This window comes from Thermoanaerobacter sp. RKWS2, from assembly GCF_026240795.1.
Classification (GTDB): Bacteria; Bacillota; Thermoanaerobacteria; order Thermoanaerobacterales; family Thermoanaerobacteraceae; genus Thermoanaerobacter; species Thermoanaerobacter ethanolicus.
In genome coordinates this window covers 1,151,628-1,174,148 of the sequence record NZ_CP110888.1, presented here as the reverse complement: position 1 = coordinate 1,174,148, position 22,521 = coordinate 1,151,628, and the positions used below count along the sequence as shown (strand labels likewise).

The window sequence follows — 22,521 nt, the reverse complement described above, 5'->3', positions numbered from 1 at the left end:
ATCAGTTTACACAAAATTTTTTACAGTCTCTCTGAATCGATGAAAATTCCTATAACCATATGCAATTCTCTTAAGGACCTTGATCTTATTGTTGTAGCCTTCTGTTACAGAATTCGTATATGGTATATCAAATGCATTAGTTATTTCTTCAAACCATCAATTGAATACTTTTACACACCTTCTAAATTCCTTGATTCCACTTTCTTTGGCCTGTTGTATCCATTTTTTTAACTCTCTTTTTGCATTGGGATGAGCCACATTTCTATCAGGCTCCTTTTTGCAATCTTTTCAATTGTCTTTTCTATAATTTTGCTCTGTTTTTGCTCTTGCCTTGCTCTTTTTTCTTCTGCCCAGCCTTTTGTTTTCTCTGCAAAGTACCCATTATACTTAATGCCTTTTTGTGCAGCAAAATCTCTTACTGATTCATAATCGCCTAAAATAAATTCTTTTTTAAAATATCCCAATTGTACCTTGCCACATCGCCTCACCACCTCAAATATGCATGAAAAAAGAGCCCCTCTGACCTCCAATTTGTAACTATGCTCGTTATAATATCTTTTCATTCTATGCACTTATTTTTTTACTTAACATATAATATTATTGTTCAAAAAAATTTATTATTGGAGCATTCCTGTAATGAATAAAAAATAAGGAAGAATGAACTTTGAAAAAATAAGTACCTCCTGATAAAATACAGAGTGTAAGTTCTAGAACTTACCTCGAATTATCAAAATAAACAGGAGGTACCTAAAATGAAGTATACACAAAATGAAAAGATTTTGCAAGTAACAGAAGACACATTAATTGCGGGAGTAGACATAGCAAAAGAAAGCCATTATGCCAGAGCATTTGACTACAGAGGAGTAGAATATGGGAAATACCTAAGATTTGAAAACAATAGAGAAGGTATGACAAAATTTTTTAGATGGGCAAAAGACTTGATGGAGAGACATAAGAAAAACAAACTAATAGTAGGGATAGAACCGACAGGGCAATATTGGCTATGTTTTGCCCAATACCTTAAAGACAATAACATAAAGGTAGTATTGGTTAATCCATTTCATGTAAAGAGGAGCAAAGAATTAGATGACAATTCTCCCACAAAAAGCGATAAAAAAGACCCAAAAACAATAGCAATGCTAGTAAAAGACGGGAGATATGTAGAGCCGACAATACCTGAAGGAGTATATGCAGAATTAAGGGTAGCGATGGACATAAAAGACAGGTTGAACAAACAAATAGGGATGACAAAAAATCAAATAACAAGATGGATGGACATATACTTTCCGGAGTTTAACACCGTATTTTCAGACTGGGAAGGGAAAGCAGCACTTATCACATTAAGAGAATTTCCAACGCCTGAGAAGATAGCAAAAAAGAGTGCTGAAGAAATAATATCGATATGGAAGAAAGAAGTACAAAGAGGGGTAGGAGAAAAAAGGGCTATAAAGCTGATAGAAACTGCTAAGGAGAGCATAGGGAAGAAGCAGGGCATAAAGATGGCGGAATACGAGATAAAGACTCTCATTGAACAATACGAATTTCTCAAAAAACAAATTGAAGAAATAGAGAAGAAGATAGAAGAATTAATGGTTGAGATACCAGGGGTTAAAGAACTACTAGAAATCAAAGGGATAGGAGTAAATACAGTAGCAGGTTTTATTGCAGAAGTAGGAGATATTGAAAAATATGAACATCCAAAACAGATACAAAAACTAGGAGGATTAAACCTAGTAGGAAATAGCTCTGGTAAGTATAAAGGAGAAACGACAATAAGTAAAAGGGGGAGGAAACGATTGAGGAGAGTACTATTTACTGCAGTAATGGCCTTGGTTGCAAAAAACGAAGAGTTTCGTGAACTTCACAAATATTACACTACCAGAGCGCAAAACCCGTTAAAAAAGAAGCAATCACTAATAGTATTGTGCAACAAACTGATAAGGATATTTTATGTCATATTAAAGAAAGGAGTAAAATATGACCCAATCAAGATGATAAAGGACATAAAGAGGCCACTATTACAGGAAGCTGCATAAAAAGTGCCAACATACTATCAAATCAATTAAGGGTTAATCATCTTCTCTTCAGCTTTAACTTGCTCACATCTAAAAAGCTGACCCTTAAGAAGAATTAATTTTTAGGGAAAACGAAAGTGTGAACGACGTGACATAAAAGGTAAAGTAAGGAATAAAACAAAAACAACTAGTCAAGATGGTATATTGACAACAAGAGCGGGAATTGTCATAAAAAATAATCACCATACGGGCAAAGACCCTGCAATGGAGCAGAAATGACATCCACCTCATGGCAGGTAGAACGAAGGAATTAAGGACGGAGATCCAGTGAGACATGGGAGGGTAAACCCCATGAGATAAGTGGAGTTATCCCGCCATAATATGGAAATAGGATATGAGGTTTATTAAACTTACCTATTTAATGGTTAGATAAGTAAGAAATGATAATATAAGCCATGAGATGCTCTTGTTGTGATGAGAAAATTAAAGAAAAACTAAGATATTAAGAGAAAATAAAAGATAATAGAGGGAGAGGGAGGTTGAATTATATGGAATTATCAATCGAGGAAATTAAAAATTATTTTGATTTCAGTAATAAAAAAGATGAAGGTCAAACTCATAACCATGAGTTTTTAGGTAGTACAAAATTAGCTGCAGAAGACAAAAAACGAAAACAAGAAGAAAAAGAAGAACACAATCACCGTTTTGCAGGTGTCACCAGCCAAGTTATACCAGATGGTGATAGTCATGTTCATGCAATATTGGTCAGCACTGACTTCTATGAGGATCATCATCATGAGATAGGCGTAATAACTGGCCCTGCCATTGATGTTGGTGATAATAAGCATGTACACTTTGCCGAAGGAAAAACTACTGTTGATGAGGATCACTACCATGAATTCGTTTTTGCTACCTTAATTCAGGATCCTATTTCTGATTTTAAACACTATTAATTTCTATACCATATCTAAGATGAGTATACTAAAAGCCCGGTTCTCGTGCCGGGCTTAAAATATATTGTAAACTGTCTATTATTCTATTGTGTATTATAGCACATATTTCCCCTAAAAAAGTCACAGACTCTTAAGAAACTTTTTCTATGTCTATGTGCTGATACTTTTGTGCTAATAGTGCCATATATAAAACTATTTCATTTCTCCACCTGTTTTATGGAGATACTTGTAATAAGAGCTCCTTGAGACCTTTAAAACTTTGCACATTAATTTAACATCATGATCTTTTTTGTTTTCTTCAATAAACTCAAATGTAGAGCTTATTCCTTTGTATATGGCCATGGTTTTTTTAATACTTTGTTTTCCTACTCTATCCCTGCCATTTTCTTTAACATAGCCTGATATTCAGCTACTGTAATCGTTGTTCCTTTGTTGTCTATATTTATTGGCTTTGCTTTTTTTAACCAGCTTGATATTGTGGAGTTTGATATGCCATATTTACTCGAAAGTTCTGACAGATTTTTACCAGAATTATACAATTCCACTATGGTGTTTTTGAACTCTTCACTATATTTTCTTTGACCTCTTGTCATTTTGTAGACACTTTCTCTCTTTATATTTTTATTTTAACCTGTTCGAGTTATGTCTACAATAATATACTAACACAAAAATAAGTTACATATAGACAGGGCAACATATTTCAAATAGTATGAGAAATAAAGTATTTTAGCGGATTAACCTCCTCAAGCAAGTTCGGTGTTGCTGGGGAGGTTATTTTTATTTTACAGTAAAGCTTCGCAACCTATTTAATGCAGCAGCTACTTCCTGAAGTCTTGGCAATGCCAAATTGCCCGGATGCTTACCATAAAAAGAAGATACCACGTCCAGTCCTTTTTCGTATATATCCTTATATACCTTTTTTAATATTTCCTTTATACTGCTTTTTTCATCTACATATTTACTAGCAATATATCGTATTATTTCCCCAATAGCATTTGTTTGACTTTTGTCTACTAATTGTTCCACATAATCCAATTCGATTTCTTGGTATCCAAATTTAATAGTATCCTCATCTTTTGACTTTATCTTTTTGCCTTTTACCTCAAGCCCTTTTTTAAGAGGAATTCTTGGTTTTATAACTATAGGCTCATTATTTCCCTCAACTTCCCTATTTGTTTTAAATTCTTTTGCAATTTTCTTTGCCTCTTGTGTGACATCGTAGGGTCTGTAGTTGTGCATTTTAATTACGCAATTTGCAACATCAAAATAATCTCCACTGCCACCCATAACTAAAATCGTAGAAATGCCATTATCTTTATATAGCTGTTTTACTCTATCAATAAAAGGAGTTATAGGTTCTTCTTTTTTGCAATCAGTTTTTGCATCCTCGCATCCCTTATCATAAAATTAGTAGCTGAAGTATCTTCGTCCAAAAGCAGTAAGCTAGTGCCTATTTCTATCGCCTCAATAATATTTGCTGCTTGAGAAGTACTGCCACTGGCATTTTCGGTAGTAAACCTTGTGGTATCTACGTTATTTGGCAAATTATTTATAAAAGGACTTATGTCTACTTTTTCTATCCTTCTGCCATCCTCTGCTCTTATTTTTACTGCATCAGCTACAGTTATAACAAACTCTCTGCCATCACCTGGTATGTGATTGTATACCCCTTTTTGAATAGCTTGTAACAAGGTAGACTTGCCGTGATAACCGCCGCCCACAATAAGCGTAACTCCTTCGGGTATTCCCATCCCCGTTATCTCTCCTCGATTTGGAAGTTGAAACTTAATCCTCAAGCTATCCGGCGACTCAAAAGGTACTACATTACCGCCTTTTAAAGGTCTATCACTTATGCCGCTTTCTCTAGGAAGAATCGCACCATCAGCCACAAAAGCCACAAGCCCTCTCTCTTTTAGTTGACTTCTAAGGTAATCTTGGTCTTCCACTGTCTCAACCCATAGCCATATATCTTGTACGTTGAGGCTCTTTTTTAAAAGACTTTTTTCTACAATTTGAGGTAAAAATTCAAGAAATATTCTTTGGGCACCACTGCCATTTATTCGTCTACCAAAAGCAGGAAGTCCTATGCTCAATCTTGCTTCTACATAATCTTTGTTAACTACCATTGCACTTCTTTTAATTATTTGTTGACCACCTTTGTCTATGTAAATATCCCCACTATGTCCTGTACCTTTTAAAGAAGGCAACCTTTTTATAACTTCAAAAACTGACCTTGTCAAAAAATCTTCTAAAGCAACTTGCCTTGAGGGATTGTTATACATGGAAAACTCAAAATCAGCTATATTTTGAGGCACTTTAACCCTTATCCTTGAAGGAGGTGCAAAAGGGTCTCCCTGAACATGGTCAATATACAGTATAAATTTTTCAAACTCATATTCTCCTTCAAGGTCTATGTAAGCTTTATACCCCTTTCCATCTATTTTATCAAGCTTTTTCTTAAGGTCTTCTTTTGTCATCTACAAACACTCCTTTGTTATAATTTCCAATTTTTTATTCTAATTTCCACTTTTATTAAAAATACATTCCTTTTACAAATTCATTTTGAAAATCTTCATGAGTTGATAGTTCTATATAGCTTATTTTACTTTGTAGATGTATAGCTCTTTCCAATTCTTTATCAGAAAGCAATGCCATTATCGCACCAACTCCAGCACTATTGCCTACTTGAAGGATTTTGCCTTGAAGTTCCTTTGGTAAAAGCCCAATTGCTATTGCACTCGCAGGAAGAATATAATTTCCAAATCCTCCTACCAAAAAAACTTTTTTTATTTCATTTACATCAATGCCCCTTTCTTTTATCATGATGTTAATGCCAGCAAGTATGGCACTTTTTGCTAGTTGTATTTGCCTTATATCTTTTTGTGTCACATATATTCCATTTTCTATTAAAAATGCCGGTTCATCTCTGTAAAGAGTTATCCTTTCTGCAATATCAACAGGTACATTTTTAACTTCTTCTTTAGACAAAAATCTGCCAGTACTATCAACAATACCGTACTTCAAAAGTTCAGAAATAATATCTACAATACCGGAACCACATATTCCTTTAGCTTTTTTATTTCCTATTGTAGTATAAAAAGGTCTTTTACTAAAATCTACATGGTCTATAGCTCCTTCTGCGCCATTTAGTCCAAAAGTTATTCCTGCTCCTTCAAAAGCAGGGCCTGCTGCTGCCGAAGAAGCAATAAGGTTATCTTTATTCCCCAATACCATTTCGCCGTTGGTTCCTATGTCTACAAGCAAACATGGTTCGTCAGATTGGTCAATTTTGTTTGCCAAAACCGCTGCCACAGTATCTGCTCCTACATAAGAAGATATAAGCGGTAATGTTATTACGTATCCTTCCTTGTTTATGTTTATGCCAATTTCTTTTGCTTTTACTTCTATCTTTGACGTAAAAGTCGGCACATACGGAGATATTGCTATATTCTTGGAAGATACATTTAAAAGAAAATGTATCATTGTAGGATTACCTACTGCAACAATTTCATGTATATTGCTTTTGTCTATAGAATTTTTTACACAAAACTCTTCTACAATCTCATTTATTTTATTTATTAGGGCTGAATGCAACTGATATAATCCTTGAGAATTAGAAATACTATAAGTTATTCTCGTTATAACATCAGCTCCAAAAGTTCTCTGTGGATTTAAACATGAATACACATCTACTTCTTTACCTTCATCTAAGTCATACAAATAAGCAGCAATAGTAGTAGTTCCTATATCTAATGCTATACCATAGTTGTATTGTTTTGAAGCAGCTTTTTTAATAGAAATTATTTCATTTTTTCTAATAGTAATATTTACCTTATAATCATTTTCTTCTAAAACTTCAGGAAGATTACTTAAAAGCCCTAAAGGAATTTCCATTTCTCCACCAACAGCCTCTTTAATTCTTTTAACATAGTCTCCTTGGTCGTTTAAAGTTGGTCTTTTAATATCTACTGTAGAAGTTTTTATGCGAGGTGTGACTCAATACTTAACAAATTATTTTCTTTCGTCAATATTTTTGCTTTTTGCTCTTCAGAAAGTACTTTGACCTCTAAATCCCTATCTATCTCAACAAAACACGCAAGCCGAACATTGTTTTTTATTTCTTTATCTGTCAAAAAGTATTTTTCATCATCAGAGATATCAAGTTCCTCATTTAATATAACTTTACATTGACCACAAATCCGACTACCACCACAAAAATTGTTAAGTCTTATTCCATTTCTTACAAGAATGTGAAACAAATTTTCTCCTTCACTTGCTTCAATAACTTTTGTATTACTACTAAAACGTACAGTCACTTTATATTTAGATTCACCAGGAACATTTCTATAAATACAATCTTTGGCTTCACAATCGTCACAGACTGATTCTTTTACAGGTCTTTTGACATTTTCCCCTACTCCACATACAAAAGACACTGTTTTTTGGGGTGTTATGATAAAACTCTGATTAATATTTACACCGATTTTTGAACTGTCCACAAGTTTACAAATCACAGCCTGATTTTTTATGTCCCACTTATTTCCTGGGTAAAAAATATCTGTAACTTCTTTGCCATACTTTTGTGCGCTTTCTCTTACCTCTTCCCAAAAATTATTCGTCAATATTTCAAGGAACACGCCTGCAATAACATCTAAAATCATTCCTTTTGTGTAATTACTTTCCGAGAAATAATCATTTACCCTTTTATCTATTCTATCTCCCAGTGTAATGATTGCTAAAATTATATATTCCGCTTCTTTTAAATTTTTTACTATATAATCCCCAAACAAATAATCTCCAGTTTTAAAGATTATTTTATTTTCTCTCTCATCAATATGAAAATTATCACATACTTGGTGAATCATTTTGTAATCTATTAAACTCTGTACTTCGCCAGTTGCTTCCTCAATTAAATATTGATCCACATCAAAATTCATGTTTTTTAATTTTTCTAATGACAAGTCTTTTACTTTTTGCACAACATCTTTACTAAACATTTCCACACCTCATTAAATCCCATATTGTCATACCATTTTGTTTATTATTATAAATTTCTATAGTAAAAATCGCAAATAAAAATTTATATAGAAAACCTCTACTTATCACAAAATGCATTTGACATTTCAGGGTTTTTCTCATACTATATAGTATAGTGTAATTAAAAATAGATTAGCAGTTTAAAATTTCTCTAAAAAATTTTGGTTAGTTGTATAATTAAATGCAACAGATAAAAGAATAGAAACCATAGTGAAAATCGTGTATGATATAGGTGTCAACTAAACATCATACAAGGAGGATTTTCACTATGGTTCATAATAATGATACCACAAAAAATCGTTCTTTTAAACACTTAAGTAGCTATGAACGAGGAGAAATCTATGCATTACTCAAAGAAGGAAGAAGTATTCGGTATATTGCTAAAAAACTTAATCGATCTCCAAGCACTATAAGCCGTGAAATTAAACGTGGAACTACTACACAACTTAGAAGTGATTTATCTTCTTATACAAGCTATTTTCCTGAAACCGGTCAAGCTATCTACGAAAAAAATCGCTCAAATTGCGGAGCTAAATTTAAAGTAGCTAAAGCAGAAGATTTTTTGAAATATGCTGAAAATAAAATATTAAATGAAAAATGGTCACCAGATGCAGTTGTAGGCTATTGTAAAAAAGACCCAAGCTGGAATAATAAAACTATTGTTTGTACTAAAACACTGTACAACTATATAGATAGAGGATTATTAAAAGTTAAAAACATTGATTTACCTTTAAAACTACGTTTAAAACCAAGAAAGAAACAAAATCGTAAAAATAAACGTATTATGGGTAAAAGTATTGATTTTAGGCCTAAAGAAGTTGAAAGCCGTGAAGTTTTTGGGCATTGGGAAATAGATACGTTAATTGGCAAGAAATCTAATGACAAGGTCCTTTTAACATTAATAGAGCGTAAGACTCGCCATGAAATAATATTCTTATTAGATGCAAAAGACAATAAATCTGTTAAAGATGCATTATCAAAATTAAAAGATATGTTTGGTGACAATTTAAGCAAGGTCTTTAAAACAATAACATCTGATAATGGTACAGAGTTTAGTGATTTAGAAAGTGCTCTTTTAGAATATGGCGTAGAAGTATATTATACACATCCATATTCATCTTGGGAAAGAGCTACAAATGAACGACATAACGGTCTTATACGACGTTTCATCCCTAAAGGTAAAAGTATTAAAGATTTATCTATAGATACGATAAAGAGAGTAGAAAACTGGCTTAATAACCTTCCACGAAAATTGTTAAATTACAAAACGCCTAAGGAATACTTTTATGAAGAGCTGGCAAAAATCTGTTAAGCCCATCCATTATAAAGTTTAGAGCTCGTTCGTGATTTGTCAAGGGGCAGGCTTCGCCTGACTTTAACCCTTGACAAATCACGACCTTCGCTCAATTTGTTAACTAAGATGGGCTTAAGGTTATATATGATTTGTTCCAAATCCTATATCTACATGATTTTCATTAGGTGTTGCATTTAATATTGCAATTTATATTCTAAAAAATTTTTTAAATTAAAGCAAACTTATTATTGAAATTTACAACAATATGTCTTATAATGAATTGAAATTATTTTTAAGGAGCAGCGATGCTCTGCAAAGCCTATACCTTTGAATTACTTATATCAAGGTTTTAGGCTTTTATTCTGAGCCAAAACTTATGAAAGAAGGTGTTAGATGCGTTGAAAAAGTTAGATCAAACCCAAACTCCTTTATTTGATGCCTTAATGGAATATGTAAATAACAATACTATCCCTTTTCACGTGCCAGGCCATAAAAAAGGTGTGGGAATGGCAAAAAAGTTCTTAGACTTTGTGGGCAAAAATGTATTGTCAATGGATGTAACAGTGTTTCAGCAAGTAGACAGCTTGCACAAACCTACTGGACCAATTAAGTATGCCCAAGAATTAGCAGCAGAAGCTTTTGGTGCCGACGCTACCTTTTTCTCTATACACGGAACATCTGGTGCAATTCAAGCAATGATTTTAAGTGTAATGGGAGAAGAAGAAAAAATTATCGTTCCTCGAAATATTCATAAATCTGTAACGTCAGGAATTATATTAAGTGGTGCTATACCTGTTTATATGCAACCAGAAATTGATAAAAATATCGGTGTTGCATTAAATGTCACCCCAGAAACAGTAGAAAGAGCGTTAAGAGAACATCCCGATGCAAAAGCTGTTTTAATAATAAACCCGACTTATTACGGAGTTTCTACGGATATAGTAAAAATTGCTGAAATTGTTCATGATTATGGCGCTATACTCATGGTGGATGAAGCTCACGGACCACACCTTAAATTTAACGAAAAATTGCCTATTTCAGCGATGGAAGCAGGAGCCGATATCTGTGCACAGAGCACCCATAAGATTATTGGCTCAATGACGCAGAGCTCGATGCTTCACGTTAAAGGCGATAGAATTGATATTAATAGAGTAAAACAAGTAATGAGTTTACTCCAGACAACAAGTCCTTCATATATATTGTTGGCTTCCTTAGATGTTGCAAGAATGCAAATGGCTACAGAAGGAAGAGAATTATTAGATAAAACAATAGAATTAGCAGAGTACGCTCGAAAAGAGATAAACAATATAAAAGGACTCTACTGTTTTGGTGAAGAAATTGTTGGCCGAGATGGTGCCTATGACTTTGACCCCACAAAAGTTACAATAACAGCTAAAGGCCTTGGAATAAGCGGCCATCAGTTAGAGAGAATATTGGCAGAAAGATATTATATACAACCTGAACTATCAGATATGTATAATGTTTTATGTGTATTCTCTATTGGTGATACAAAGGAAAAAGTCGATTATCTCTTAAGGGCTTTAAGAGAAATAAGCGATGAATTATACAATGAAAATATTGAAATAGCGAAACCTATAGATATACCAGAAATACCAGAACAAGTAGTATCACCAAGATATGCTTTTGGCTCCTCCACTGTTGCACTACCTCTAAGAGAAAGTGTAGGGCAAATAAGTGCCGAGTTTTTGATGGCTTATCCTCCAGGTATTCCAGTGCTTTGCCCGGGGGAAAGAATAACATTAGAAATTATAGAATATGTAGATAAAATGAAAGAAGCTAACTTAAGCATACAAGGCACCGAAGACCCGGAAGTAAATTATATAAAAGTAGTAAATGACCGGCAAGTTTTAAATGTGATAGCATAAATTAAAAAAGAGTATCTCCTTAAATTTTTAATGAGATACTCTTTTTTATTATTACCTATTTTAAATATTTTGACAGCTTTTCAACTAAATGCTCTTTAGGCATAAAACCTATAACTTTGTCTACCATTTTTCCATTTACAAAAACCCCCATTGTAGGTATGCTCATAATTCTATATTTAGAAGCAATTACAGGATTTTCATCTACATCCAGTTTTGCCACTTTTATCTTATCAGCGTATTCTTCCGCAAACTCCTCTAACACTGGTGCCATCATTAAACAGGGTCTACACCATTTAGCCCAAAAATCTACTAAAACAGGTTTATCAGAATTGTATACTTCCTCTGCAAAAGTCTCATCTGTGACATTTACTGGTTTCATTTGTGTATATCCTCCTTCTACTTGCTTTTGTACATTTTCATTTATTGAGAAATTGATTTATAATACTCTTCAATTTCGTCATATGTCATAGCCCCATTGCTAATTGCCCTTATGACCCCGTTTTTATCTATAAAATAAGACATAGGTATAAATTGAACCTGATAATCGTAAATAGTACTTAAGTCAGTATCCAGTAGCACAGTAAATTCATATCCTTTCCCTTCTAAATACTGCTTTACTTTTGATGGGCTTTCACCCAAGTCTATCGCAAGTAAAACCGTATCATCTTTATGGCCTTTTATAAACTGATTTAAAGCTGGCATTTCAATTTTGCAATAAGGACAAGTTGTTGCCCAAAAGTTTAGTATAACTTTTTTTCCTCTTAAGCTCGACAAGGTCACAGTATTGCCATCTAAATCTTTTAGCGTAAAATCTGGTGCTACATCTCCTACTTGATTCCCTATCTTAGGCTCACTTTGCTCAGTTTTATTTGCATTTGCATTTGAACTTGTATTTTGATCTTCATTATTGCTAGGAGTATTATTTTCTGCCACTTGAGAAGGGGAAGGTTGAGCACTTTTTGTGTAATTATTTAAGACGAAAATAAGTGCCCCTATAACTATCACAGCAATTATAGTAAAAATTAGACTTTTATTTTTCACACTAACCACCTCTTAATAAAAATATCCACTTATCTTGATTAGCATGTTAAAATATAAAAGAACTCCAAATATTATGAGAATAACCCCACTTATTACCTCAATATAAGGCAATATTTTGTTAATCCTTTTATACATACTTTTAAACTTGTCAATCAATAAGGCTGTAACTATAAAAGGTATGCCAAGCCCCATAGAATATGCAAAAAGCAATATCACGCCTACACTTAAAGTACTGACCGACCCAGCATACAACAATATCGAAGCGAGAATTGGACCTACACAAGGTGTCCATCCTGCTGCAAAAGTTATACCCAATACTAATGACCCTATATAACCGGTCTGTACCTTTTCCATATTTATTAATTTGACTTCTTTATTTAAAAATAGTGGTCTAAAAATCCCAGTCATTTGAAGTCCAAAAAGCACAATTATTATCCCACTTACTTTCCTAAAAATGTCTTTATAGGCTAAAAAAAGCTTTCCTAGTTGGCTTGCAGTCGCCCCCATTAAAACAAACACTATGCTAAATCCCAAAACAAAGAGAAACAAATTTATTAAATTATTCTTTTTATTTCCGAAAATATATGACACATAAGCGGGAATTAAAGGCAAAACACAGGGTGATAAAAAAGAAACAATTCCTGCTAAAAATGCTGTGTAAATTGGCACGTCTACACCTCCCTCCCCTATAGGGTGTGACTAATACTATATTACCACATTTTCTGATACAGTACAACTATGTTCAAACAAGAAAGAAAAGAGAATTCACTTTAAGAAAAATCAAAAACCCTTGATGGCTATTTTACCATTGAGGATTTTATTTTTGACATTTTGTGACTAATGAGTCATAATAATCTTGAGGTGATGTTGATGCCAAAGGCTACCTTTTTGAATCTTGCACAGGAAAAAAAGATCTTATCACAGATGCACTTATAAAACATTTTGCAACAAAACCCTATCATCTTGTGGATATATCGGACGTTGCCAAAGAATGCAGAGTTGCAAAGGGAAGCATGTATCAGTATTTTGAGAACAAAAAAGATATGTATTTTTACACAATTGAAGTTGCGTATGAAAGATTTTTGCAGCTTCTTACTAAGATGGACATGGTTCACGTGAACATATTGGACTACTACGAAAACTCCCTTGAGAGTGTATGGAATGCAATGAAAGATTTGAGGTATGAGTATATGTTGCTTGAGATGGCATTTTTTTCTCATGACTCACCTTTTAAGGATGAGATAAATGAAAAATTCCTAAAGCAGTCAAGAGATTTTTTGGTTGAGATAATCAAATACAACCAGAAGCAGGGCTTTATAAGAGACGACATAGACCCACTTTTAATCGGAATATTTTTGGAAGGTGCAAGTTTTTACATGAAAAAGTTTATCATCGAAAAGGCTTTGAATGAAAACAACACAACCACTTTTGAGCTTGACATTGACTATTTTAAAGATGCTATTTCACAGTTTATAAAGCTTTTGAAAGAAGGGATTGCAAAAAAATAAATTTTTAATATGACTTGACAGTCATATGACTAATGAGTCATAATATAATATATCATTAAAGAATGCAGGCTGAAGGAGAGGATATACTGTGTTTGTCAAAGCAGAAAAGCTTTCCAAAATCTACAGGATTGGCAAAAATGAAATCAGAGCGCTAAATGAGGTGAGCTTTGAGCTTGAAAGAGGTAAAATCTACACTGTGATTGGTCCATCTGGTTCTGGCAAAACTACTCTTTTTAACATTCTTGGTGGGCTTGACAGGGCAGAAGAGGGCAGAATCTTTGTTGATGGAAAAGAGATAACTGCAATGGACCAGAAAAAGCTTTCTGACTACAGACGCGACTATGTTGGGTTTGTTTTTCAATTTTACAACCTGATAAACGGTCTTACTGTGTACGAAAATGTGTTATCCAGCGCGGCTTTAAGCAAAAATCCTTTAGACGTTGACATGGTGCTTGAGATGATGGATGTGTATTCAGAAAAGAATAAATTTCCTTTTGAACTATCTGGCGGTCAGCAGCAGAGGGTTGCAATTGCAAGGGCAGTTGTCAAAAATCCTGCAATGATTCTGTGCGATGAGCCAACAGGTGCGCTTGACTATGAAAGCAGCAAGCTTGTTCTAAAGCTTTTGGAGGATGTAAACAAGAGGTTTGGCACAACCATTTTGATAATAACACACAACCTTGCCATCTCTAAAATGGCAGATGCGACCTTGAGGCTCAGGTCCGGAAGGCTTGTTGAATTTTCAGAGAATCCTCAAAAGATTTCAGCTCAGGAGGTAAGCTGGTAATGTTAATCAAAAAATCCCTTTGAGGGTTATGCAAAGAGAATTTTTACAGTTCTTTTCTATCATAATGCTTGTTGCAATTGCTTCAATGACATATACCCTTTTTGCTGTGTCAATGGAAGACATAGACGTCAACTATAAGATGTTCATAAAAGACTATGTGCAAGAGGATGGGTATTTTATTACCTCTCAGAATATTGATGAAAAACTCTTGAAAGAAAAATTTGGTGTTGAGCTTGAGGAGAGGCTTTTTTATGAGGTTCAAGAGAATGGAATCACACTTAGAATATTTTCAATTTCAGATAGAATAAACAAGCCCTATATAGAAGCTGGAAAAAAGCCACAAGACGGTGAAGTTTTGCTTGACCCAAGTTTTTTCAAAGCTCACCAGTATCACACAAACGATAGTATAACAATTTTGAATAAAAAGTTCACAGTAAGTGGAATTGGCTATCTTCCTGATTACATTTACATTATAAAAAACGACCAGGACATTCTTCCAGACCCAAAACACTTTGGCGTTGTGCTGATGACAGAAAATGACATGAAAAAGCTGTTTCCTGCTCTTCCTGTTCACTACTACAGCTATAAAGGAAGACTCAACAATATCGAAGATTTCAAGAGTTTTATAAATTCTAACTGGCATCTTTTAAAATTCGTTGAGAAAAGTGAAAATCCAAGAATAATTTACACAGAGATGAAGCTTGAAAATGCAAAGAGGATGACATTGCCTCTCAGTCTATTTATAATTCTTGTATCATCGTTTATACTCTTTATCGTCATGCGAAGGATAATAAACACCATGCACGCAGAAATTGGCACACTCTATTCCATGGGTTATACCCAGAAAGATGTGTTTAGAGTTTTCATGAGATTTCCACTTTATATTTGGTTGACAGGTTCAATTTTGGGTATTCTGCTTGGGTATTTTGAAGCGTATCCGCTTTCAGAATTTTACAGGTCATATTTTACCCTGCCAAAGCTGAAAAATGTTTTGCCATGGCAGCACATATTTGTTGCACTGGCGCTGCCAGCAGTATTTATATTCATCTCAGGGTACCTTGCGCTCAAAAACTTTTTCAAGCTCACGATTGTTCAGATGCTTCATGGTGTTGACGAGATAAAGTTTGGCAAACTTCCTGGCATAAAGTTTTTCGACAGGTTTGAATTTCAGACAAAGATTATGTTAAAGTACGGCTACAGACATTTTCCAAGAGAGCTTGTTTTAGCAGTTGGTATAATCTTTTCCACAATACTTATGATGTACGGCATGACAGCAAAGGATTCAATTGTTGTTGCCATTGAAAGGACGTATGAAAAAAACTTCAAATATGAATATCTTTACCTCTTAAACTCAGTTTCCACACATCCTGAAATAAAGCTGACAAACCAAGCAGAGCCATACAATGTGATGTCTTTTGATATTGAAGGAAGAAAATTGAGTATTATGATATACGGTATTAAAAAAGATTCACAGATGATAAAGCTCTATGATAATAAAAGCAATGAAATACCAATTTCGAATAAGCTTGTTATATCAAGACCTTTGGCAAACAAGCTTGGTCTTAAAGAGGGAGATAAAATTCACATAAAGAGCAAGTTCACAGATAAAAAGTACACCTTAAAAGTTTACAAGATAGCTGATCTTCCAGTAGGCAACAGTGGATATATGGACCTTGAGAGTTTCAACAAGATATTTGGTTACAGCAGGGAAGAGTATATTGGCATATTTTCAAAAGAAAAACTAAGCCTTAGCAATAACTTGATTTTTGAAAGCTACTCAAAATCTGAGCTTGTAAATACAATAAAAGCTTCGGCTGGTGACCTTTCAAAGACAATTGAAGTTATGGCACTTGTTGCAGCAATCCTTGCCCTCTTGATCGTGTATGTTTTGTCTACCCTCACTGTCAATGAGAACAAGAAAAACATAGGGATATTAAAAATGCTGGGATATAGAGAAGGCAGTATCTTTAAAATGATGCTTGGCTTTAACAACTTTTCATTTTTAGCAGGATTTATAATAGGCGTTCCTCTCTCAAAGATAACAATGGATAGTCTGATGAATGCGGCAACAAAAGACATAGACTTTGCCATGATGCTTGATGTAAGTACAAAAAGCATCTTCTCAACATTTGCTGTGTTGTTTTTTGTCTTTGTAGTCTCAAGATTTCTGGTCAGAAGAAAGATGGCAAAGGTCATGCCGGTTGAGATTTTAAGAGAACAAGTAGACTAAAAAACAAAAGCTGCTTTCCTTTTTAAAATAGCCACCACCCCTCCATTTTTATTATAGAGCTAAAATTTTAAAAAAGGCAGCAAAGGATTAAAAGCTTTGCTGCCTAACTCTTCTTTACTTTTACTTAAATAATAATTTTTCATTTTTATAATCAAAATCTTACTGGTAATTTCTTTATATTTATCGTTTAATTCTTTCACAAATTTGTCAACTGTACAAAAGTATAAATTTTCAGTAAAGCATTATAGTTTTTTGCACTTTCGTACAAAAATGAGTATCATTTTCTTAAAACTATACCAATCGCGCAATACTTTCATTCTTGTTTTATAGCATTTATGACCATTTTTACCTTTCCAGTTATCTTATCAATCTGAAGCGTGTCTGTAAAATGTACCTCGTATTTTACATTTCTAAGCTTCTTTTTACTCAAAAACTGGTCAAGTTGTCTCTTGATTTCTTCTTCAACATCTTCACCGGCATTAGGTAGTTTGACACAGTTCAATATAAGGCTTTCATCACTTGTCTGAACAAACTGGTATTCTTTTATTCCTTCAACATCAAGGTCATCAATAAAAAGAGGATGAAGAAAGTCCTTATCACCATTTTCATTTTTAAACCACATTATCTCTTCTTCTCTTCCTATCACTCTTTTAATATGAGTATAAGGTAAAGGACCTTTATATTCTCTATCAAATCCTTCTACCACATCATTCAGTCGATAACGGATAAGAGGAAAAATTTTGTTATACAATGGAGTTATGATTAACCTGCCAAACTCATCAACTTCCACATAATTCATATCATCCATGAGATACATACCTTCATACCAGCTAGTTCCCATACCTAAAAATATTGATTCTGTACAACCATAATAATCTATTACGTCAGCATCAAAAACAGAGCTTAAATAACTGGAGACTTCTTTACTTAAAGGTTCTCCTCCTGTAATTATTTTCTTAGGCTTTATATTTATTTCGCCTCTTTGCTGCATATCAGCCAATATTTTTATGCAGGAAGGATAACCAGCCAAATAATTAGGATTGAAATTTTTAATTTTATCTTTCCAAGTATCAATAGGGTCTGCAGCATTTAATACCATACTTTTAGCTCGATATTTTTTAATTCCATTCATAGCAAGTACAGTAGAAGCATAACCGCTGCCTACAGAAGCTACGTACAATACCTTTATAGGGAAATCACTCCATCCAATTTCCTTTTTCCCGCCTATGCTTATCCGAACCATATTGGCTTCTATCATATCCAAAGCATCTATATCATACAGAAAATTACAAGGCTTGCCTGTGCTGCCGGAAGTATGAACAAGGATATATTTTCCTATCCTCACCATTAATTCACTATTTTTCATTGCCATTTCTATCTCTTTGGAAGAGATAGAATCAGTAACTATATCAAAAAAATTATTTCTAATCATTTCTTTATCTATCATAGGCAATTCTTCAATAGGAACAGCGTCCAAATCTTTATATTCTATTCCTGCTCTTTTATAGAGAGTTTTATAAAAATTGCTGGAAGTATAGGCGTGTTTTATCATTTCTCTCATACGCTTACTGCTATATTCCATTATTTTTTCACGAGGCCATTTATTATGGTTATATAATTTAAATCCTTCCATCATCACCTTTATCATAGCTTATCTCTCCTTTAAAGTAGCACCTTTTGTAACCTATTTTTCCCTGACAATTATATTATATCTCAATTGCAAAATCTTGCTAAATAAAAAAATAGGCTTTCGCCTATTAAACAATTACTTCTATTTCTTTTAAATCTTCATCGGGTATAAGTGAAGCAGCCTCCTTATCAATTATTATAATTACATCGGGATGTAAAGCTAAAACAGTAGCAGGCACTTTAGTAGTCAATTGTCCTTTTATAGTTTCTTTTATTGCCTCTGCTTTATTTTTTCCAGAAGCCAAAAGGACAATTTTCTTTGCTTTCATGATACTTCCAAGTCCCATAGTAATCGCCTTTCTTGGTACTTCCTCTGCGCTTTTAAAAAATCTCTTATTAGCATTTATTGTATCTTCTGTCAAAGTAACTACATGAGTTTTAGTCTCTATGCTCTCCTCCGGCTCATTAAATCCTATATGTCCATTGACACCAATACCTAATATTTGCAAGTCAATCCCACCTGCTTTTTCAATTTCTTCTTCATATTTTCTACACTCTTCTTCTAAATCCTCGGCTATGCCATTTGGAATATGAACATTTTCTTTTTTAATGTTAATATGATTGAAAAAATTGTGGAACATAAAATAATGATAGCTTTGAGGATGGTCTGGAGATAAACCAATGTATTCGTCTAAATTAAAAGTAATGACATTAGAAAAATCTATTTCCCCTCTTTTATATATCTCAATTAAATGTTTATACATCCCCAGAGGCGTAGAACCTGTAGCAAGCCCTAAAACCGTATTATGTTTTTCTTTGATTTGCTTTTTCACAATTTCTGCTGCCTTTTTACTCATTTCGTCATAATTTACAGTTATAATTACTTTCATCTTATGGCCTCCTTATAGTAAAATTAAATTATTTGTATTTAAAAGCACATCGGCTACCGCCCCAATAGCAGAAGCATCTTCACCAAGTTGAGCTACTTTAATGTCAAAATCAAAAGGCACAATCCTTTTCACTTTCTCCTTTAACTCCTGGCGTATATCAATTTCATAGTTTAGGATGTCTCCTCCAATTATTATTGCTTCTGGGTTTAAAATACTTACAATATTGGCAATACCCATGCTTAAATTTTTAATAAATTGAGATACAGCTTGTACACAAGCAGGATTTTGTTTTTTATATTCTTTTACTACACCCTCCATAGTTTTTGCATAAGACAAACTTTTAGAAACTGATTCAACTAAAGAAGACAAAGAAGCCTTTCTTTCAAAATAACCATAATCCTCGTAAGAATAAACTCTTTCAAAAGCATCCTCTCCTATGGCCATGTACCCTACTTCCCCTGCAGCGTAACTATTGCCTCGTAATAAAGTACCATTTACATATATTCCCGAGCCTATACCATTTCCTATGTTTATAAGCACAAAATTCTCTATTTCACGGCAACAACCAATCCATCTCTCTCCTAATGCGGCATAATTTACACTATTGTCTAGGTAGATATTATAATCAAAAATTTCACTCAACCTTTTCTTTAAATCAAAATTACTCCATTTCAATCCTGGTGCATCAACAATTCCTTTTTGTATATCTGTGATTCCTGGAAGACCAATACCAATTCCTATTATATTTTTATCTTCCTCAGTAAGTTCTTTTATCCCTTTCACAATTCCATTAAAAGCCTGTTCTTTAATGCCAGTTTCCCATTTTATCTTTTTTAAAATTTTCCCCTCTAAATTAGTCAGAATTCCTATCGAATTTGTAGATTCAACACTTATCCCTATAACAAATCTAGCATCAGGATTAAAAGAAAGCTGTATAGGCTTTCTCCCTACTGTACCTTTTTCTCCGTAACCATTTTCTATTACCAAACCTTCTTCAATCAACTCATCTACAATGGCAGAAATAGTAGATTTGCTCATTTTTAAAACTTTAGAAACCTCTATTCTCGATATGGGTTGCATCTTTTTAATAACATCTAAAACATTTGCTTTATTGATATTTTTAATTAACCCTGAAGTGCCTTTAGTATAGTCTTTCAATATCTCGCCTCCATTAGTTCATTATCTGAACTAATTATCTAAAAAAATTAGTTCGATATCCGAACATTTTCTTGTAATTATTATACCATAATAATTTGAAAAATGTAAATAATAAATTTTGAGACTACAAATATACAAGGAAGGTGTCTTATAATGAATAAAAAAATGAAATACATTGCAATAATTACTTTAATACTTTTTGTAGCCTTTGCTGGATTAGAATTAAAAACTTATAATTATGAAAGCAAAACTCCTGTTAAAAAACTTTATCCAACTCCTCAAATTTATCAAAGAGTATTAGTCTTTGCACCTCACCCTGACGATGAAACATTGGCTTCAGCTGGCCTTATTCAAGACACTATGAGATATGGTGGTGAGGTAAAAGTCGTAATAATAACTAATGGAGATTCCTTTAAAAGGGCAGTTATTGAAAATTATGACATTCCTTTTCCAACCCCTCATGATTTTTTGCGTCTTGGATACGATAGACAGAAAGAGACTCTTTCTGCTTTAAAATACTTAGGAGTAAAAGGGAAAAACATTATTTTTTTAGGATATCCTGATAAAGGTTTAGCTCCTCTTTGGTGGAAATATTGGAATGTACCTTATAAAAGCTTTGGTACTAAGACAGCAATAAGCCCCTATGATAATTCATACACTCTGAAAGTAGAATACAAAGGAGAAAACATAATAAAAGATTTAACAAAAATTATAAAAGAATATGACCCTACGCTTATTGTATATCCTCATCCAAATGAGCTACATCCCGACCATTGGGCAACAAATAGTTTTGTAAAATATACCTTATATCTTCTTAAAAAAGAAAATCTCCCTCAATTTCTTTACATAGTTCATCGCACAGACTGGCCACTGCCTTTTGGAAAACACCCTCAATTAAATCTAAATCCTCCTCAAAATCTTTTGAAGACAGGAACAGAGTGGCATCTATACCCTCTTGCAAAAACCGATATTGACAAAAAGGGAGAAGCAATAATGATGTATAAAACTCAGATAAAAGTGATGAAAGACTTTTTATTGGCCTTTGACAGAAAAACAGAGCTGTATGGGTTTTATGAAGACGGTATATTGAAAAAATACAATAAAAACCGTAAATTTGATGATTATAAAGTGATAATAGATCCAGAATATGATAATTTTAGAGATTATGAAAATGGAAGTGTTGATATAACAGGAGTATATGCATACATGCAAAACAATAATTTACACGTAGCTATAAAGTGTAGACAACCTGCAAAGCCACTTTATGAATACAACTTATATGGTATACTATTTAAAGGTCATAAAGAAATTACAAGAATAAATGTAAAAGTTACAAATGGAAAATTAGTCAATAGAAAAGGAGATGTCAATATAAAAAATAGAATAGTTCATATCACTATTCCTATAAATATAGACTTTGATGCAATATATTTATCTGCTACCACTACTTCTAATAAATATCTTATTGACAAAACAGCGTGGAGACTTTTGAAAAAAGAAAAATAATCAATATCCTATTAACTTGTAGCCATTTACTAAAATTTTATTTGCAGAACTCATTTTGTAAATTACATCAATTTTTTCTTTTGAAATTGGTTTCACCAATAAAGCTACATTGCCTTCATTTAAAATATTTCCAGACTCCACCATCATATTGTCATTTATTTTTACATTCTCCAATATAGCGTTTATTCCAATGTAACAATTATCACCAATGTAAGAGTTAAATATTATAGTTTTTATATTGATATTACAGCAATTCCCAATATAGCATTCTCCCTTTATTATTGCTCCATTGGAAATAATAGCATTTTTCCCTATTTCAATTTTTGAAGCCCCTATTGTATTTATATTGACTCCATCATAAATACTTGCACCATCATTAATAACAATTTTACCCACTTTGTAATTTTCATCAACTTCATCTGCTCTAATGACAACATTAGGTCCTATGTAGACATTTTCTCCTACTACAATATTGCCAATTAAAATCGCTGTGTTATCTATGTAAGCTGTATGAGCAATTTGAGGAGAATTCCCAAATATATCTTCCCTAATCATAATTTCCACCTCATATAACCTAACATTTATAT

18 protein-coding genes and 4 pseudogenes are annotated in these 22,521 nt (G+C 33.2%); 8 read left to right on the top strand and 14 right to left on the bottom strand.

Annotation, left to right across the window (positions count from 1 at the left end; genetic code table 11):
* Positions 1-6: 6 nt before the first annotated feature.
* Both OEI98_RS05945 and OEI98_RS05940 read right to left on the bottom strand, forming a co-directional pair.
* Positions 7-144: pseudogene (locus OEI98_RS05945) on the bottom strand (transposase); the annotation flags it as partial.
* Between the two features lie 83 nt (positions 145-227).
* Positions 228-563, bottom strand: a complete 336-nt coding sequence (locus tag OEI98_RS05940) for a hypothetical protein (RefSeq protein ID WP_006570493.1) — start codon at positions 561-563, stop codon at positions 228-230.
* Positions 564-752: 189 nt separating this feature from the next.
* Between OEI98_RS05940 and OEI98_RS05935 the strand changes: the two genes are divergently transcribed.
* Both OEI98_RS05935 and OEI98_RS05930 read left to right on the top strand, forming a co-directional pair.
* Positions 753-2,036: an IS110 family transposase gene (locus OEI98_RS05935; RefSeq protein WP_266037143.1), complete on the top strand. Its 1,284-nt coding sequence runs from the start codon at positions 753-755 to the stop codon at positions 2,034-2,036.
* A 527-nt stretch (positions 2,037-2,563) separates the two neighbouring features.
* The gene (locus OEI98_RS05930; protein WP_004401849.1) at positions 2,564-2,968 is read left to right on the top strand and encodes a YmaF family protein; all 405 of its coding nucleotides are present in this window, start codon (positions 2,564-2,566) and stop codon (positions 2,966-2,968) included.
* A gap of 192 nt (positions 2,969-3,160) precedes the next feature.
* Here the strand turns inward: OEI98_RS05930 and OEI98_RS05925 are convergent, their stop codons facing one another.
* From OEI98_RS05925 to OEI98_RS15040, 4 genes and pseudogenes are all read right to left on the bottom strand, one after another.
* Positions 3,161-3,310, bottom strand: a complete 150-nt coding sequence (locus OEI98_RS05925) for a hypothetical protein (protein ID WP_228378993.1) — start codon at positions 3,308-3,310, stop codon at positions 3,161-3,163.
* Between the two features lie 23 nt (positions 3,311-3,333).
* Positions 3,334-3,561 (bottom strand): transposase, encoded by a 228-nt coding sequence (locus OEI98_RS05920; protein ID WP_266040204.1) that lies wholly within the window; start codon positions 3,559-3,561, stop codon positions 3,334-3,336.
* Between the two features lie 184 nt (positions 3,562-3,745).
* Positions 3,746-5,445 (bottom strand): annotated as a pseudogene (locus OEI98_RS05915) (ABC-ATPase domain-containing protein).
* Between the two features lie 55 nt (positions 5,446-5,500).
* A pseudogene (locus OEI98_RS15040) lies at positions 5,501-7,965 on the bottom strand (ASKHA domain-containing protein).
* 308 nt (positions 7,966-8,273) lie between these two features.
* Here OEI98_RS15040 and OEI98_RS05900 point away from each other — a divergent pair.
* Both OEI98_RS05900 and OEI98_RS05895 read left to right on the top strand, forming a co-directional pair.
* Positions 8,274-9,317 (top strand): IS30 family transposase, encoded by a 1,044-nt coding sequence (locus tag OEI98_RS05900; RefSeq protein ID WP_266040200.1) that lies wholly within the window; start codon positions 8,274-8,276, stop codon positions 9,315-9,317.
* 380 nt (positions 9,318-9,697) lie between these two features.
* On the top strand, positions 9,698-11,185 hold the full coding sequence (locus OEI98_RS05895) for an aminotransferase class I/II-fold pyridoxal phosphate-dependent enzyme (RefSeq protein WP_004401852.1): 1,488 nt from the start codon (positions 9,698-9,700) through the stop codon (positions 11,183-11,185).
* A gap of 55 nt (positions 11,186-11,240) precedes the next feature.
* Here OEI98_RS05895 and trxA read toward each other — a convergent pair whose 3' ends face one another.
* From trxA to OEI98_RS05880, 3 genes are read right to left on the bottom strand one after another with little or no spacing between them, the layout of a single operon-like run.
* Positions 11,241-11,564 carry a thioredoxin gene (gene trxA, locus OEI98_RS05890; protein ID WP_003870090.1) on the bottom strand — a complete coding sequence of 108 codons (324 nt, stop codon included), beginning with the start codon at positions 11,562-11,564 and terminating at the stop codon, positions 11,241-11,243.
* 41 nt (positions 11,565-11,605) lie between these two features.
* A complete protein-coding gene (locus OEI98_RS05885; RefSeq protein WP_003870089.1) occupies positions 11,606-12,226 on the bottom strand; it encodes a peroxiredoxin family protein in 621 nt (206 codons plus the stop codon).
* Positions 12,227-12,238: 12 nt separating this feature from the next.
* On the bottom strand, positions 12,239-12,895 hold the full coding sequence (locus OEI98_RS05880) for a cytochrome c biogenesis CcdA family protein (RefSeq protein WP_004401854.1): 657 nt from the start codon (positions 12,893-12,895) through the stop codon (positions 12,239-12,241).
* 201 nt (positions 12,896-13,096) lie between these two features.
* Here OEI98_RS05880 and OEI98_RS05875 point away from each other — a divergent pair.
* The 3 genes and pseudogenes from OEI98_RS05875 (at position 13,097) to OEI98_RS05865 (ending at position 16,751) form a co-directional block, all read left to right on the top strand.
* Positions 13,097-13,734, top strand: a pseudogene (locus OEI98_RS05875) (TetR/AcrR family transcriptional regulator).
* 88 nt (positions 13,735-13,822) lie between these two features.
* Positions 13,823-14,521, top strand: coding sequence for an ABC transporter ATP-binding protein (locus OEI98_RS05870; protein ID WP_003870086.1), 699 nt, complete (start codon positions 13,823-13,825; stop codon positions 14,519-14,521).
* A gap of 28 nt (positions 14,522-14,549) precedes the next feature.
* Complete coding sequence (locus OEI98_RS05865; RefSeq protein WP_266040195.1) at positions 14,550-16,751, top strand: ABC transporter permease; 2,202 nt, start codon at positions 14,550-14,552, stop codon at positions 16,749-16,751.
* Positions 16,752-16,810: 59 nt separating this feature from the next.
* Here the strand turns inward: OEI98_RS05865 and OEI98_RS05860 are convergent, their stop codons facing one another.
* The 4 genes from OEI98_RS05860 to OEI98_RS05845 form a co-directional block, all read right to left on the bottom strand.
* Complete coding sequence (locus OEI98_RS05860) at positions 16,811-16,951, bottom strand: hypothetical protein (RefSeq protein ID WP_019907615.1); 141 nt, start codon at positions 16,949-16,951, stop codon at positions 16,811-16,813.
* 113 nt (positions 16,952-17,064) lie between these two features.
* Positions 17,065-18,399, bottom strand: coding sequence for a phenylacetate--CoA ligase family protein (locus OEI98_RS05855; protein WP_266040190.1), 1,335 nt, complete (start codon positions 18,397-18,399; stop codon positions 17,065-17,067).
* A gap of 109 nt (positions 18,400-18,508) precedes the next feature.
* On the bottom strand, positions 18,509-19,270 hold the full coding sequence (nagB, locus tag OEI98_RS05850) for a glucosamine-6-phosphate deaminase (protein WP_004401857.1): 762 nt from the start codon (positions 19,268-19,270) through the stop codon (positions 18,509-18,511).
* A gap of 12 nt (positions 19,271-19,282) precedes the next feature.
* Complete coding sequence (locus OEI98_RS05845; protein ID WP_004401858.1) at positions 19,283-20,428, bottom strand: ROK family transcriptional regulator; 1,146 nt, start codon at positions 20,426-20,428, stop codon at positions 19,283-19,285.
* A 153-nt stretch (positions 20,429-20,581) separates the two neighbouring features.
* Here OEI98_RS05845 and OEI98_RS05840 point away from each other — a divergent pair, with 153 nt between their 5' ends.
* The gene (locus OEI98_RS05840) at positions 20,582-21,934 is read left to right on the top strand and encodes a PIG-L deacetylase family protein (RefSeq protein WP_004401859.1); all 1,353 of its coding nucleotides are present in this window, start codon (positions 20,582-20,584) and stop codon (positions 21,932-21,934) included.
* Here OEI98_RS05840 and OEI98_RS05835 read toward each other — a convergent pair whose 3' ends face one another.
* A complete protein-coding gene (locus OEI98_RS05835) occupies positions 21,935-22,489 on the bottom strand; it encodes a carbonic anhydrase (RefSeq protein WP_003870955.1) in 555 nt (184 codons plus the stop codon).
* Between the last annotated feature and the right edge of the window lie 32 nt (positions 22,490-22,521).

Excerpts from the sequence above, each read along its gene's own strand:
- OEI98_RS05840 (WP_004401859.1), top strand. The coding sequence starts at position 20,582 with ATGAATAAAAAAATGAAATACATTGCAATAATTACTTTAATACTTTTT.
- nagB (WP_004401857.1), bottom strand. The coding sequence starts at position 19,270 with ATGAAAGTAATTATAACTGTAAATTATGACGAAATGAGTAAAAAGGCA.
- OEI98_RS05865 (WP_266040195.1), top strand. The coding sequence starts at position 14,550 with ATGCAAAGAGAATTTTTACAGTTCTTTTCTATCATAATGCTTGTTGCA.
- OEI98_RS05940 (WP_006570493.1), bottom strand. The coding sequence starts at position 563 with ATGAAAAGATATTATAACGAGCATAGTTACAAATTGGAGGTCAGAGGG.
- OEI98_RS05920 (WP_266040204.1), bottom strand. The coding sequence starts at position 3,561 with ATGACAAGAGGTCAAAGAAAATATAGTGAAGAGTTCAAAAACACCATA.
- OEI98_RS05930 (WP_004401849.1), top strand. The coding sequence starts at position 2,564 with ATGGAATTATCAATCGAGGAAATTAAAAATTATTTTGATTTCAGTAAT.
- OEI98_RS05855 (WP_266040190.1), bottom strand. The coding sequence starts at position 18,399 with ATGATAAAGGTGATGATGGAAGGATTTAAATTATATAACCATAATAAA.
- OEI98_RS05900 (WP_266040200.1), top strand. The coding sequence starts at position 8,274 with ATGGTTCATAATAATGATACCACAAAAAATCGTTCTTTTAAACACTTA.
- OEI98_RS05925 (WP_228378993.1), bottom strand. The coding sequence starts at position 3,310 with ATGGCCATATACAAAGGAATAAGCTCTACATTTGAGTTTATTGAAGAA.
- trxA (WP_003870090.1), bottom strand. The coding sequence starts at position 11,564 with ATGAAACCAGTAAATGTCACAGATGAGACTTTTGCAGAGGAAGTATAC.
- OEI98_RS05935 (WP_266037143.1), top strand. The coding sequence starts at position 753 with ATGAAGTATACACAAAATGAAAAGATTTTGCAAGTAACAGAAGACACA.
- OEI98_RS05835 (WP_003870955.1), bottom strand. The coding sequence starts at position 22,489 with ATGATTAGGGAAGATATATTTGGGAATTCTCCTCAAATTGCTCATACA.